This is a genomic window from Microcoleus sp. T3_A4 (assembly GCF_036700465.1).
GTDB lineage: Bacteria > Cyanobacteriota > Cyanobacteriia > Cyanobacteriales > Microcoleaceae > Microcoleus.
Genome location: NZ_JAUBOY010000001.1, coordinates 2926 through 17233, shown reverse-complemented (window position 1 = coordinate 17233; position 14308 = coordinate 2926). Strand labels below are relative to the sequence as shown.

General features: G+C 46.8%; 10 protein-coding genes and 3 tRNA genes. 7 read left to right on the top strand and 6 right to left on the bottom strand.

What is annotated here, in order from left to right; all coding sequences use genetic code 11:
- Positions 1 to 55: 55 nt before the first annotated feature.
- The 4 genes from QUA07_RS00080 to QUA07_RS00065 form a co-directional block, all read right to left on the bottom strand.
- On the bottom strand, positions 56 to 1195 hold the full coding sequence (locus QUA07_RS00080) for a fatty acid desaturase (RefSeq protein ID WP_333321384.1): 1140 nt from the start codon (positions 1193 to 1195) through the stop codon (positions 56 to 58).
- Positions 1196 to 1516: 321 nt separating this feature from the next.
- The gene (locus QUA07_RS00075; protein WP_333321382.1) at positions 1517 to 2782 is read right to left on the bottom strand and encodes a glutamate-5-semialdehyde dehydrogenase; all 1266 of its coding nucleotides are present in this window, start codon (positions 2780 to 2782) and stop codon (positions 1517 to 1519) included.
- 4 nt (positions 2783 to 2786) lie between these two features.
- Positions 2787 to 3191, bottom strand: a complete 405-nt coding sequence (locus tag QUA07_RS00070; RefSeq protein ID WP_333084666.1) for a hypothetical protein — start codon at positions 3189 to 3191, stop codon at positions 2787 to 2789.
- Positions 3192 to 3440: 249 nt separating this feature from the next.
- Positions 3441 to 3512: transfer RNA gene (locus QUA07_RS00065), tRNA-Gly, on the bottom strand.
- A 219-nt stretch (positions 3513 to 3731) separates the two neighbouring features.
- Between QUA07_RS00065 and QUA07_RS00060 the strand changes: the two genes are divergently transcribed.
- A complete protein-coding gene (locus QUA07_RS00060; RefSeq protein ID WP_172188980.1) occupies positions 3732 to 3872 on the top strand; it encodes a hypothetical protein in 141 nt (46 codons plus the stop codon).
- A 35-nt stretch (positions 3873 to 3907) separates the two neighbouring features.
- On the opposite strand, the gene QUA07_RS00055 is transcribed toward QUA07_RS00060, so the two are convergent.
- Complete coding sequence (locus QUA07_RS00055; RefSeq protein ID WP_333321380.1) at positions 3908 to 4138, bottom strand: hypothetical protein; 231 nt, start codon at positions 4136 to 4138, stop codon at positions 3908 to 3910.
- A gap of 23 nt (positions 4139 to 4161) precedes the next feature.
- Between QUA07_RS00055 and QUA07_RS00050 the strand changes: the two genes are divergently transcribed.
- The 3 genes from QUA07_RS00050 to QUA07_RS00040 all read left to right on the top strand — a co-directional run bounded on the left by QUA07_RS00050 (position 4162) and on the right by QUA07_RS00040 (position 6403).
- A complete protein-coding gene (locus QUA07_RS00050; protein ID WP_333321378.1) occupies positions 4162 to 5979 on the top strand; it encodes an ABC transporter ATP-binding protein in 1818 nt (605 codons plus the stop codon).
- Positions 5980 to 6176: 197 nt separating this feature from the next.
- Positions 6177 to 6258, top strand: a tRNA-Tyr gene (locus QUA07_RS00045).
- A gap of 73 nt (positions 6259 to 6331) precedes the next feature.
- Positions 6332 to 6403: transfer RNA gene (locus tag QUA07_RS00040), tRNA-Thr, on the top strand.
- Positions 6404 to 6786: 383 nt separating this feature from the next.
- Here the strand turns inward: QUA07_RS00040 and QUA07_RS00035 are convergent.
- On the bottom strand, positions 6787 to 9345 hold the full coding sequence (locus tag QUA07_RS00035; RefSeq protein WP_333321376.1) for a PhoD-like phosphatase: 2559 nt from the start codon (positions 9343 to 9345) through the stop codon (positions 6787 to 6789).
- Between the two features lie 145 nt (positions 9346 to 9490).
- Here QUA07_RS00035 and QUA07_RS00030 point away from each other — a divergent pair, with 145 nt between their 5' ends.
- The 3 genes from QUA07_RS00030 to QUA07_RS00020 all read left to right on the top strand — a co-directional run.
- Complete coding sequence (locus QUA07_RS00030; protein ID WP_333321373.1) at positions 9491 to 11653, top strand: CBS domain-containing protein; 2163 nt, start codon at positions 9491 to 9493, stop codon at positions 11651 to 11653.
- A gap of 1093 nt (positions 11654 to 12746) precedes the next feature.
- A complete protein-coding gene (gene bchL, locus QUA07_RS00025; protein ID WP_006634709.1) occupies positions 12747 to 13613 on the top strand; it encodes a ferredoxin:protochlorophyllide reductase (ATP-dependent) iron-sulfur ATP-binding protein in 867 nt (288 codons plus the stop codon).
- Positions 13614 to 13647: 34 nt separating this feature from the next.
- Positions 13648 to 14308, top strand: a 661-nt coding sequence (locus QUA07_RS00020; protein WP_333321371.1) for a DUF5331 domain-containing protein, incomplete at its 3' end; no start/stop codon positions are given.

Here is a 14308-nt window from a genome sequence, read left to right as displayed (position 1 = left end):
GGCCCAAAAGCCTGTTCTTCAGCATGGTTCAAGATGTGAGTTGCAATACGAATTCTCAGCTTTTATAGTCTTCAACAATCGAGCAATTCACGCACATTGTACCAGAGGAATCAGAGAAGGTGACTTCATCTTGATAATGCCGTGGTGTTTGCATCAGCAACCGCCAAGCTTCTCCAGCATCTATTAAATTCATGCGTCCGGGATAGTGAGTTTGCAACAACTCTTGCACCATCGGATAATAGTCTGAGTTGATGCTGGGGAAAATATGATGCTCTGTGTGGTAAGCAAAATTTAAGTGCAGCAGGTCAAATATTTTAGGAACCCGCACTGACATACTGTTGATCAGCGGGTCATTAATGACGGTCATCCGGCAACCCATGTGGTTGGTATAGATGTAAAACATGGCGCCTGCATGACCAATTGCGATCGGCAAAAAGTACGCAAGAGCGATTTTGAGGGGATGAAAATTTAGGTAGAATAAAATGCTCGCATGAATTCCTAAAATTCCCAGACATTCAAATGCAATTGTCAATCTATCTTTAGGACTCACTGTAAAGGCAGCCGGTACGTAATCAACAGATTTATCGTTAAATAACAGTACCGAGGTGAGATTGCGGAAATTATGCACTAACCACGAACCGGCCATCCCTACAATTAACCACACCGGGTTGACTTCCACCGACGGTACAAACAGATTTTGAATCCATTTTCCCCAAGTGTCTGGTTGCTGGTACAGATAGTTGCGATCGGGGTCTGCCAAAGAATTCGTGTTATTGTGATGTACGAGGTTGTGCAGATTTTTCCACTGAGTAGGCGGCATAAACAGCATACTTAGTCCCAAAAAGGCGATCGGATAAGTCAGGCGAGACTTTTTCTGAACGCTACCGTGCATCAAATCGTGGGAGCTAAATAGCAAAACTATGATACTATTGCCCATGATGACGGCTAAAGGTAAGTAAAGCCCTAAAAGATAGACAGGCCAGCGATCGAGATTAGCAGCAATTCCCCATCCCAGCAATAAAATAGCAGCGTTGATGAGTAGTATTGCTAACTTGCTAGGATCTGGTTCAAAGGCATTTGACGGCAGCAACGGACGCAATTTTTTTATATAGAGCGAGTGGTTAATTAGCGTTTCTTTGCCTAAAGTCGGCGTTGCCGTCTTGTCTAAAGTATTGAGTAATTTTTCTGATTGCATGTGATCGCTAAGAGTATTTTCATGTGACTTAATAAGTTTCTAAATTTAATTAGATCCTGTACCCGATTTGAGATTGAACCCACACATAAATCCGGCGGCTTATTGTTAGGATGCGGAGATTTTATCGGTCTCCACTGCGGCTATCCGGGAGCTTGTGATCAAATTGCTTTATATCAAGGCTGCCTGATTGTTCTACCCAGATATTATTGTATCCTATAAAAATAATTTTGGAACACCTCTTAAAGGCTTACCTATCGATAATACTCTCCCACTTTTCAGTTTGGTTTAATCTCAATAACCAATCCTAAATAACCTATAAGATTAAAAAAGTCCGTTTCCCTGAACAATTTCTTTGATTGTCGTCAGCGTATCTAACCCGATCAATCCTCGACGATAACCTTTTTGGTTGGACATTCCCAAAAATATCGCATCTCCCCGATTTTGATAGCGCCAAAACCGAGGTGAGGCATTAATAAAAGTTGAGGCGCTGTTAACATCCAGAGCAAATTGGCGACTTTCTAAGTAAGATTCAGTGGCGATGCAGTCAGCGTGGCCGCTGCTGTAGCGGTTGATCCAGCCGATCGCAATCTCTAAACTATCGACAACTTTAAACGCGATGGTTTTGTTTAAATACGGTTGAGTCCACTCGTATGGTTCCGCCAGCTTCAAGTCTGGGAAATCTGCAACAAGATCCGCATCGCCGCTAATTTGAAAGCCTTTTTCTTTTAAACTGTTCCACAGCCTAACTAAGGAAGAAGGCTTTTGGTTGCGATCAATCAGCACTTTCTCGATCGCATTAACAGGATCGGGAACGCTTTGATGGCTGTCCAAAATCATCCACCTTGCCATCTCCAAACTACCAGTCGGCGACCAATAAAGGTAACAATTTCCCATTGCCGACCTCAAAACTGGTGCTGTACACAGCCTAACCACCTGCTGCACCAAACTTGGCCTGCCGTAGGGAATAATTAAATTGAGATATTGGTCTTGAGTGACCAATTCTCTGATCGAAGCGCCCCGATCCGGCGGCAGTATCTGCAAACATCCCGATGGCAAACCGACCTCATCGATCGCCGAAACCAAAGCTTCTCCAATTACTGTATTAGTGTGCCAGCTTTCGCTCCCGCCTTTAAGAATCAAACTGTTAGCGCTTTTGAGAGACAGACCGGCTGCGATCGCCCCCAACTCTGGAAATGCCTCATAAATTAGAGCGATCGCCCCCAGTGGTAGCGACTGACAGTAAACCTGACAGCGATCGACCTGATAAGAAGCATTGATCACCCTGCCGATCGGATCTGGCATTTCCCCCAACCGTTCCAGAATTTGCACAGTTGTCTTGATCCGTTCCGGCGTCAGCTTCAGCCACTCCACAATCAACTCGGGAATCGCCATGTCCCGACTCGCTTCTAGATCCAGAGTATTTGCTTCTAAAATGTCATTTTGCCGGCGTTTCAGCGAGCCCGCCATCGCCTGCAAACCTGCAGCGCGATCAGCACTCTTTGTCGCAGCCAACTCCAAAGAAGCTTGATAAGCGCGACGCGCGACATTTGCGGCATCTGATGAATGGGTAAAATCCTCTATTATCATCTAGCTAACGCCTATAAGCCAGCCATACCATCAGCGCCGGCAGCATTGCTAGCAGCACCGCGACCATTGCCCACAGAATAATATTCGGGCCCGGCGAGTGTAGCGCCAAGGGCAACCAAATCACTAGCGGCACCAATATCATACCCAAAGCCAGTGGCAAGTAATAAGCCTTCAAACCCGGATGCGCTCTGTTCCACTGGTTGCCCGTCCACCGCCAAGCCTGCTTGTAAGGATAGTTCGTTGATAGTTGCTCGATCACGTATCCACTTTCGTCCAATACAAATATTTGTTGACAGCGGTTGCAGCCCAAGGCTTCTGTCAACGTTATGGGAACTAGACGACCCCGGCGTCGGCAAGGACAGGGGTACTCATCGTTTAAGTCAATCTTGGGAGCTTTTTGAGAGGGCACTAGCGATCGGATAAAAAAAGCGTTTTTGCAAAAATAATCGTTAACATATCCACTGAATCAAACTTGTCAATTCCGCCATACCTAGGCTCTCAACTGCCTGTTCCGAGATATGACCCGATCGGCAATTTTGAGTTGCAAGTTCTGCATTCAATCTTACCACTAACTTAGGTATTATCAACCATCATTAGGAGTATACCGAAAACTTTCTTCATCTACTTTCCGGTTTCCTTGATTTTTTTTATTTTCTAAAGCGGGTGACGCGATTCGAACGCGCGACATTCACCTTGGCAAGGTGACGCTCTACCACTGAGCTACACCCGCATTTCCTGCGGTATTAACAATATTGTCTCAATTCTCGAAATTTGTCAAGTCTTTTTAGTAAGTTTTTTTTCAGACACCCTGTAAAAACCCCCAAAGCCTATCCCCACCGGAAATTTCAGCAGCCAGATCATTAACCAAATCAGTAATTGCCGTGAAAATTGACCGCCATCGGCCGACGGCAAAGCTACAATCAAGCTGGAATTGTGGGAGAACACTGTCATGTCAGATTTAAATCGCGGAATCATGAAGTTCAAGGGAGCTGACAGTCCTATAGCGATCGCCATTTCGGCGATTGTCATTGCCGGCGGAATCGGCTTCTTGATCTGGTGGGCGTTGCAATCAGCCTACACCTTCAGCTAACAGACTACTCAAACGTAAAACTTATAAGGTCTTGCTCAGAAGGCAGAATTTAAGAAAAATTCTGTCTTTTGCATTTTTTTGCCCTTAGTCTTGAATTTATTGCCCAGGAATGCGGATCGATCGCTGACGATCGAATAATTGCCATAAATCACCCGATCGGGCGAGTCGCTAGCATGAGCCGAGATGACTCCCGGATCGAATACTTTTGTAGTACACTTGTAAACACGGCGCGCCGAGAGCGCAGTTCTAAATGCAAGTGTTTGCAAGGGTTGTATCTCAACACAAATTTATGGCAAGCTTTCAGGACATCTTCAAATACTACAGTCGCTACTGGAAAATATCACTTTACAGCATAGCTAGCTCCAGCGTTTTGGCACTAGCCGATTTGCTTGTTCCTTACGCGATCGGTCAAATATTAAACGTATTGTCGGGTCAACCTACAGATACAGTAACCCAAAAACTGATAACAGCCATCGCCTCTGTTACCCAGCACTCACCCAACAAAATATTATCGCTATCAGTCTTGCTGGGCCTAATTTTTCTGGTAACAGTCGCCAAAGCACCGGTACAGCCTTGGGTGGCAAATTGGTTCCACTGGGCGATACCATTGAGGGCAAGGCGCGATCAAATGAGAAGTGCGATCGGCAAAATCCTTACCTTACCCCTAGAATTCTACGACGAAAACAACGCCGGACGGATTGCCAGCCGCATCGCCAAAGGCATCGCCAACCATACTTGGACTTACCCAGAAATTGCCGGCGAATTCATCCCCGAAGTCGTTCGCTTAATCGGCATTTTTGCCGTTATCTGCTTAATTGAGTGGCGGATTGGCTTATTAATTTTGGTTTCATTTCTATTTATCCTCAGTTTCACCTTAAAAGGCCTGCAACAGGTGACGGCGCAGGAAGAAAGTCTGGATGAATACATCGAAGATACCGAAAGCCGCAACTCGGAAATTATCACCAACATCAAAACAGTCAAAGCTTTTGCGACAGAAAGCCATGAACTCAAAAGGCAAACAACCAGACTCGATCGCGAATCAAAAGTCGTGATCAACCGCATTCACAAAGGATACGTCATCCTGGGGACATACCAGCAGACGATCGTCCAGTTGTGTTTGTTTTCAGTCCTCGGTTTTAGCCTAGCAGCCACGGTTGCAGGCAAAATTTCCCTCGGATATTTTGTTACCGTCTACACCCTGGCAAGCATGGCATATTCCCAACTGCGTCCGATTAGCGTTATCGCCGAATTATTGGCACGGCGTTATTCTTCAATGATCCGGTTCCACGAGTTTATGCAGTTACCAGACGGTGTTGATGCGGTTAATTTAGCAGAAAATGCTCGATCGGCGTCGCCTTATAAATTTACCGGCAAAGTTGAGATCAGCGGTTTGACCTTCGGGTACGACAGTCAAAAACCCGTTTTGCAAGATGTGAATTTATTGATTCATCCCCGTCAGACAGTAGCGTTAGTCGGGCGATCAGGTTCTGGGAAATCGACTTTAGTTAAACTTCTGTTTCGCTACTTTGAACCCAACTCCGGCCGCATTCTGATCGACGGCGAAGACATTTGCAGCTTAGACGTGACTCGCTACCGCCAGCGTTTAGCCATTGTTCACCAAGAAGTAGACGTTTTTAACGGTACTTTGCTGGAAAATTTGACTTACGGAAACAGAAATGCAACTTTCGAGCAAGTTGAGGATGCTTGTCGCATTGCCAAAGTAGACGATTTTGTGCGGCTGTTGCCCCAAGGTTACTATACCGTGGTCGGGGAGAGAGGAATGCGGTTGTCCGGCGGTCAGCGGCAGCGGTTGGGGATTGCGAGGGCGCTTTTGGTGGAGCCGGATGTGTTAATTTTTGATGAGGCTACTTCTAGTTTGGACTATGAAAGCGAGCGATCGATCCAGATAGCCATGCAGAATATCCTCGGTACGCGCACCACCATAATTATTGCCCACAGACTGAGTACAATTCGCGAAGCCGATACGATCGTCGTACTCGACGGCGGTAGAATCGTCGAAGTTGGCAGCCACGAAGAACTCTTAAGCCAACAAGGTATTTACCGTCGCCTGCACTCCCTGCAAGAAACCGGGGAATTAGTGAATTAGGAATTTCCTCTTAGTCTAGACTTAGGGTGCTCCGGGCGGGCACCCAGCCTAGACGTAGCAATGCACACCTTAAACAGTGTTCAATTTTCCCGTCTACCGCTAACTCACTTATGGGTTCTCCACTGAATGATTAGAGTTTCAAATATAATGTTGCAAATAAAGATTGTGGTGCTAGGATATATAACTGTGATGGAAATGGGTCGATGCCCGAGCGGTTAATGGGGGCGGACTGTAAATCCGCTGGCTACGCCTACGCTAGTTCAAATCTAGCTCGGCCCACCTCAATTTAATAAAAAGTTAAAATTTAAGAATTAAAAATTAATTTTTTAATTGGAGGTTCTTAATTTTTTATGCCCGTGTAACTCAGTGGTAGAGTACCTCCTTGGTAAGGAGGAAGTCACGAGTTCAAATCTCGTCACGGGCTTCCTAATTTATAGTATATCCACCAAGGGCTTCAGCTTCAATATAGCGTTTCTCAGTCAAATGAGGTACATTTTTAGAGCTAAAATCCTTAATGGATAAGGATTGGTTGTACCTGATCAGCTAAGGAAACGCTATAAATCAGAAGAAAATCCCCGTAGTCCTGCATAGTCAGGATTTCAACCCCCGGCGGACACGGGAGCATATCATATTTGTAAGAACACTCCTTCCTTCTTCCTCTGTCCTCCTGGCTCCTGGCTCCTGGCTCCCAACTCCAGTTTCTAGCTTGGCTGCTTTCCTTGAGATGCTCCCGGCGGACAGTGCCACAAACTCATCAGAATATTGTACCCGTATCGAAATCCCCGACTTGTTCAAGAAATCGGGAATCTAATCATCCTCATCCAATCCCAGCGGCACAAAATATTGACTGTAAACCACACTATTCGGCTCCCAAAGCGGCCGCCAATAAACATTTTGGATCACCGCTTTCTCCCCATCACTATCCGCAGGCCACTGAAAACTGACGATCGCAATATTGCTATATCCCACAATCTCATCACCCTCTTGCAGCCAGCGATTGCGCCACAACAGCGATATAAAATTCCACAACCTACGCAGGAATGACAATTGTTTATTTTTATGTGTTCTATCTGACGGAGTTCCCTTTTCTAGCAGCAAAAACACCCGAGCTCTTTGCCGTTTAATCCAGTCAATCCGATAACCCCAATCAGGCAGAGATTGTCTATTCCTGAAAGCAGCAGCCATAGCTTTCTTTCTGCTACTCCTGGGAATTTTCATTAATTCCAGCGGCTCATTCCATCCCAAACATTCGTGCGATCGCTCAGGAAGCAGCGACTTAATCTTAGTATGAATTAAATGCGTTTTCCACTCCTCATTGATAAAAGCACTAGCAGTCAACTGCGCCAACACAGAATAGTGACAATTTGATTGATAATTCGCCATATTCAAAGGCTCAATATTCGATCGAGAATCGCCAAAATGACAATCAGACCAATAACTCAGCCGCACAGCAGCAGCATAGTGAATATCCCCGCTCAACACAATCACCCGATCGCGCTGCTTAAAAAACTCCGACAACAGCTTCACAAAAGCCAACTCGTGAAAATTCCAAGCATCCCCCGCATCGCTATTAAAAACCTTCCCCTGTTCCACATCCCGCTTTTGCACCGCATCAATAATCCACAAACCCACTAAATTTGTCGGCACAACTACTAGCGTCGCCTCAATCTCAAACTCCCCAGTTTTATTCAGCAAATTAGTTTCATGCAAAGGCTGCTGAATTTGCTCCTCAAAACCTTTGTGAGTCAAAAGCATCGGCGGATCGATCGCGCTTTTCACCGGATACCCCCGCCAACTCCGCGTATCCAGCACAATCACCTCATGCTTAAAACTTCTCACAGTAAAATGCCAATTCAAAACCTCACTTACACCCTCGCCATCCCGATCCAAAATAAAAACATCTTCATCTAATTTCAACTTAGGCAAATGAGTTTTCGGATCGAGTCCTGGAATTCCCAAATACGAAGCCACCTCCTCCCAAACAGAAACATCAGTCCCCGCCGAATCCGACCATTTTTCAGCAGCCTTTAATAATTTATCTCCCGGTTTTTCGCGCTCAAACTGTGCAGGCGTATTTCCCCAAGCCTGAAACACAGCGTAAGCCAGCAAAGCATTCTGCACCACCCGTCGTCCCAGCGGCTTCCCCAGCACCCGGTAACACCACTCTCGATTCAAATACAAATCGTCGCTAACATCATGATCATCGCAAATCATATAAGTAGAAATATTCGCTAGCGCCCTCCTCACCCTCCACAAATTGCGAGCAAAACCGTTAAGTTCAACAACTTCTCTATCCCAGACTTTTGCCTGCTTAGAATTTGGACAAATATCCTTACCCTTCGGAAAACCCGTGCACCAAAGTACCGGCGACCAAACGAACAAATACATCGCACAATATTCCCCCAAGCTAAATAAGTGACTTTTAGCATTGGCGGGTTTATTTACCAACATCGCCGTAAAGCCGCCAAAATCTCTGGCAATATCGCTGCGAGTCCCCGGTTTTAACTCAATTGGTTTTTTGGACTCATATTCAGCATCAGACGGTTTCTGAATAGGGGACTCTCTAAAAATTTCCCTCTCTTGGCCACCTGCATTTTCGTTTGCCGAATTTTTAGGTATACTGATACACAAATTCTTTTTAATTTGGGCATCATCCATCAGGGGTAGACTCTCTTCCCAGCCCAACAGGGTATCGCCAGCATCCGTCAAAGCCCACAGCATCGCATCGGCCACGTCGTCGCCGTAAATTTGGTCGCCGGTTAAAAACAGTTGGTGGGGCCTGCTATTTGCCGTACCTGCAAACTGTTCGATCGAATTATCCAAGATTGGCAGCGCATCTCTGCCATCTCCGTGGGGCTTGCGACAAGAACCGTGAACGATACGCAAATAGTTTAAATCCTGTGGCGGCAGGGCAAAAGTGGGCAACTGGTGAGCGAAATAACTAATCGTCTCCGGCCCCAAAGCCGATAAATCAGGGGTGGCAGGCCACAGGCAAGAAATGAGATTTTCTTTCTCATTTTCTGGGACTGCACCCCCGACGTTCGACTCGCTACTCCCCGCAAACTTGATGTCATAAGCATAAATTTCCCCAGATGTCAAGACATTGCTATTAATTGGTTTAGCAGTCACCGCGACTACGTGCAGGTATTTGCCGAGCTGTACGGTAGAGTTCGCACCTTGCAGCAATGGCCGATCGACAATTTCGCCGGTTCCGCCCTCTGTCGAATAAACCTTGAGTTCGACTTGGCGGGGTGCTTTCAGAGCCAGCCAAACTGTCACGGCCCGACTTTCAGTCCGGCGCAAAATCGGGCCCGCAAGGATCAGCGGCAAGTGATGAATTCGATGACTTAAGGGAGTCCACGACATAGGATTTAAAAAATAAAAATTAAATAAGAGTGTTCTAGCAATCAGATTTTAGGCGATCGAGCATCTGTGACCCGGTTAATTAATGCTAAGTCTGCCAACCCAAGTCTCCAAAATTGTAACAATTCATTAACTAAAATTAATAATCATGCTACAAGAAGAACAATTACACCATTTCCGAGATTCAGCCCCGCAGTTGTCGGTAATTAAATCATCAGAACCCGCTGGACGCCCCAACAGCAGGCAGCTCTACTCGTCACCTTTAGATCGGGCGATCGACCGCCACCCCCTTACCGTGGCTCCAGAAACCCCGATCGCCCAGGTGTTGGCTCTCATGAACCCGATGCGCGTCTCCTGTCACCTTTGTGGCGAAAAACAAAACGCTGTTGCTAGCGCAGCCAAGCGCAGTTGCGTGTTAGTCGTCGAAGATAATCGGCCCATCGGCATTTTTACAGAACGGGATATCGTCAAGCTAACTACCGTCGCTGCTTGTACAGTCGGACTGACAATTGCTGACGTAATGACTCGATCGCCCATTACCCTCAAAAAATCCGAGTCTCAAGATATTTTCACAGCTATGTTCACGTTGCGCCAGCACTCCATCCGGCATTTGCCCGTAGTGGACGAGGACTCGCGACTTATCGGCATCATCACCCGCGAAGCCATTCACGAAGCCCTGCAACCGATTAACTTGCTAACCAATTTGCGCTGTGCAGCAGATGTCATGACTAAAGAAGTCATTTCTGCCCCAACAACTGCCTCAGCCCTCGATTTAGCCCAGCTCATGGTCAAGCATCGAGTTAGTTCCGTCGTCATTGTCCAAGAGCAAACTCAGCATCCTGATCGGGCGATCGCACCAACACAAAATTATCAAATTCCGATCGGCATTGTCACCGAGCGCGACATCGTGCAGTTTCACGCCCTCGAATTAAACCTCTCCGAAATCCCAGCAGCAAGGGCCATGAGTGCGCCTTTATTTTGCATATCTCCCGCCGATTCCCTCTGGAATGTCCACCAGTCCATGCAGCGCCACTGCGTCCGCCGTTTGGTAGTAGTTGGCAACCAGGGAGAACTTTTGGGCGTTGTGTCTCAGACAAATTTGCCGCAGGTTTTTAACCAATCTGAAATGTATGGAACGATCGAGCTGTTGCAACAAGCAGTGGACGATCGAGCCACCCAATTGCAGAAAGCCAACGAACTTTTGCAGCAAGAAATTTTAGAGCGGCAGCGGGCCCAAGAAGCCCTGCGCCAAGCTCACGACGACTTAAAACAACAAGTTGAAGAACGCACCGCTCAACTTTTAGAATCAAATGAATTGTTGAGACGGGATATTATCAAGCGCCAGCGAGTTGAAGAAGTCCTGCGGCGAAAGCAAACTTGCTTGAAAAATCAAGCGCAGCAATTAGAGGAAACTGTGCGAAAGTTGCAGCAAACTCAAACTCAATTGGTGCAAACCGAAAAAATGTCTTCTTTGGGACAAATGATTGCCGGTATCGCTCACGAAATTAACAACCCTGTTAATTTTATCTACGGCAACCTTTCCCACGCCAGCCACTACATCAAAGAATTGCTCCAACTGTTGCAACTTTACCAGCAGCACTATCCCGAACCAGTCTCGGAAATTCGGAAAGCAGCAGCAGATATGGAAGTCGATTTTTTGGTAGAAGACTTATCTAAGATCCTGTCTTCTATGCAAGTAGGAACCGAGCGCATCCGCCAAATAGTTGTGTCGATGCGTAATTTTTCGCGATCCGATCAATCTAACATCAAGCTCGTTGACATTCACGAGGGACTTGAAACCACTTTGTTGATTTTGCAGCACCGGCTCAAAGCCCACGGCGCACATCCAACTATTCACATTATTAAAGAATACGGTAATTTGCCCAACATCGAGTGCTGTGCCGGTCAGATCAATCAGGTGTTCATGAATATTATCGGCAATGCTATTGATGCTTTGGATGAAGAAATCCAGAAAGGGGAATGGGCGGCGAGAAATGCGAAAAATTCACCCCCGTCAAATCCTAATTCTCCATTGACTGTTCCCACAATTAAAATTCGTACTGAAGTTGTTGGCGGCGATTTTGTCGCGATCCGCATTTCCGACAACGGGCGGGGCATACCGGATGAGATTCGCCACCAATTATTTGACCCGTTTTTTACTACCAAACCAGTCGGCAAGGGCACTGGGTTGGGACTGTCGATTTCTTACCATTTAGTTGTCGAACAGCACGGGGGGCGACTCGATTGCGTTTCGGAAGCTGGACGGGGCACTGAATTTGCGATCGAGATTCCGATCGTCAGTGGTCATTAGTCAGCAGTCATAGGATTTTAGATTTTAGATTTAAAAATTGAAGAATTGAAGAATTGAAGAATTGGAAATGACTCATTAAGCTCGTGGTTTGGAGCACGGGCCTACAGTTGCATTCTTTTTTTCAACTCGTATCAGTAGTCATGGGGAAGACATGATATTCTCCCAATCCCCCACTCTCCCCATCCACTCTCCCTCTTCCCGACTCACTCCCCTACTCTCCAACTCCCCACCCTTTCCTAAAAATTCACAATTTTTTACAAAACACCCGAAACCCCAGCAAAGTCAATCTTTCCCAATCTAGAATCTAAAATCCCATAACTTTCTCCCTCTTCCCGACTCACTCCCCCACTCTCCGACTCCCCACCATTTCCTAAAAATTCACAATTTTTTACAAAACACCCGAAACCCCAGCAAAGTCAATCTTTCCCAATCTAAAATCTAAAATCTAAAATCTAAAATCCCATCACTTTGCTCTCCCCTGACCCAACTGATCCGAACTCACTTCGAGTTTGCCTCATCCACTAGCGCGTTTATGACCGTTCCACTTACCCGCACAAGCCATCAACTGCCTGGATCCTAGCCCCAAAGCCAAAAGCCCAGATTGTTTGAGAAGTTAATTTTTGTTTTATTTTTGTACCTCTTTATATTAAGAAAGTATTCTAAAATTAATTTAAAATCTAAAAAGAATCTAAAAATAGATTTTTATATCAAAAAACCAGTTAAGATTCCCAAAGATGCAAAATAAACAAATTTACTAGCATTTTCATTTAGACGCCCCCTTTCTTTTCATCGCAAGTTAGCTAATAATGCTTTCAACGAGGTGACTAAGGGCCGAGTCCAAAATTGGCCTAACCCAAAGACGGATACAAGCCCCAAACAAAAGTCGTCGAGATCGAAAATTTTAGTTAGAGAGAAGCCCCAGATTCATCTGTGGAGTCGATTCTTTAATCTCAAATCTGAAATCTCCAATCGACTGACAGTAAGGGCATTGCAATTGGGCTATTGCAATTGGGCTATTGCAATTGGGCGATCGAAAAAAAGCATGAAAACCCAGCCCTCATCGTTTTGATAGAAACCTATAGGAGAACAAAGAGTGAAACTCGCAGTTTACGGAAAAGGTGGAATTGGCAAATCGACAACAAGCTGCAACATCTCCGTTGCCCTAGCCAAGCGCGGCAAGAAAGTTTTGCAAATCGGTTGCGATCCAAAGCACGACAGCACATTTACCCTCACTGGCTTCTTGATCCCCACAATTATTGACACCCTTCAGCAAAAGGACTATCACTACGAAGACGTTTGGCCCGAAGATGTCATCTACAAAGGCTACGGCGGCGTTGACTGCGTAGAAGCAGGTGGCCCTCCCGCAGGAGCTGGCTGCGGCGGCTATGTAGTCGGTGAAACCGTCAAACTCCTAAAAGAACTCAATGCCTTCGACGAATACGACATCATCCTGTTCGACGTGCTAGGTGACGTAGTGTGTGGCGGTTTTGCAGCCCCCTTGAACTACGCCGATTACTGCATGATTGTTACCGACAACGGGTTCGACGCTTTATTTGCAGCCAACCGCATCGCCGCCTCAGTCCGCGAAAAAGCCCGCACTCACCCGTTGCGGCTCGCTGGTTTAATTGGCAACCGCACCTCAAAGCGCGACTTGATCGACAAGTACATTGACTCTGTACCCATGCCGGTGCTGGAAGTGCTGCCCCTGATTGAAGACATTCGCGTTTCTCGCGTCAAAGGCAAAACATTGTTTGAGATGGCCGAAAGCGATCCTTCCCTCAACTATGTCTGCGATTACTACCTCAACATCGCTGACCAGATTTTGGCAATGCCCGAAGGAGTAGTGCCCAACGACACGCCCGATCGCGAATTATTTGCCTTACTTTCAGATTTTTATCTAAATCCAGTGCAACCGGTGGTCAAGAAGGAGGAAGATGAGCTAGACCTGATGATGGTTTAATAGGTCTAGCGATCAGGATGAGGATAAAGAGGTTATGGCTTTTTTTGATACTTTTTCAGTTGCTCTCAAACAGAAGTGGTTGGACTACTACCAGGTAAATCGGGCTTGGCTGCTCCTGCACATGACGGCTGAGAACACGGTCGCCACACCCGACGGCGGGAAAAGGCCTGTTTCTTACCTCATCCTGGGAATTGCGGCTGCCCTGGAGCCGGAACTCCAGCAATTAATGCTGCCCTTCTCAAAACTCAAGCCGGATGCAGACAGCCTGATAGAAGTGTTGGGACTCAATTTTGACCCGGACATCGCGCTGGGTATGCCCTCAAATATCGCGCCGCAGACGGCCGGTAAATCTCCAACACCCACAGCAGCTCAAACTGCAACTGCAGCACCCGCCGCAGCTCGAACTGCCACTGCGGCACCCGCCGCAGCTCAAACTGCAACTGCAGCACCCGCCGCAGCCAAATCTAATAAATTGGGCGGTGCTGCCTTGGCAACAGCCGGAGTAGTCGCCGGAGTCGCCGGAGCAGCAGGTCTGGCAGCAGCAGCGTCAGCACTGAGCTCAGAGGAGGAATCCTTCGATGAGTTTGAGGAAGAAGCGGTCTCCGACTTCGACATGGGCGATGACGAGGAAGAAGCGGTCTCCGACTTCGACATGGACGATGACGAGGAAGAAGCGGTCTCCGACTTCGACATGG

What these genes read in the sequence shown, in the direction of transcription:
- QUA07_RS00080 (WP_333321384.1), bottom strand. Translation starts at nt 1,195, where the DNA reads ATGCAATCAGAAAAATTACTCAATACTTTAGACAAGACGGCAACGCCG.
- QUA07_RS00060 (WP_172188980.1), top strand. Translation starts at nt 3,732, where the DNA reads ATGTCAGATTTAAATCGCGGAATCATGAAGTTCAAGGGAGCTGACAGT.
- QUA07_RS00075 (WP_333321382.1), bottom strand. Translation starts at nt 2,782, where the DNA reads ATGATAATAGAGGATTTTACCCATTCATCAGATGCCGCAAATGTCGCG.
- QUA07_RS00035 (WP_333321376.1), bottom strand. Translation starts at nt 9,345, where the DNA reads ATGTCGTGGACTCCCTTAAGTCATCGAATTCATCACTTGCCGCTGATC.
- QUA07_RS00050 (WP_333321378.1), top strand. Translation starts at nt 4,162, where the DNA reads ATGGCAAGCTTTCAGGACATCTTCAAATACTACAGTCGCTACTGGAAA.
- QUA07_RS00030 (WP_333321373.1), top strand. Translation starts at nt 9,491, where the DNA reads ATGCTACAAGAAGAACAATTACACCATTTCCGAGATTCAGCCCCGCAG.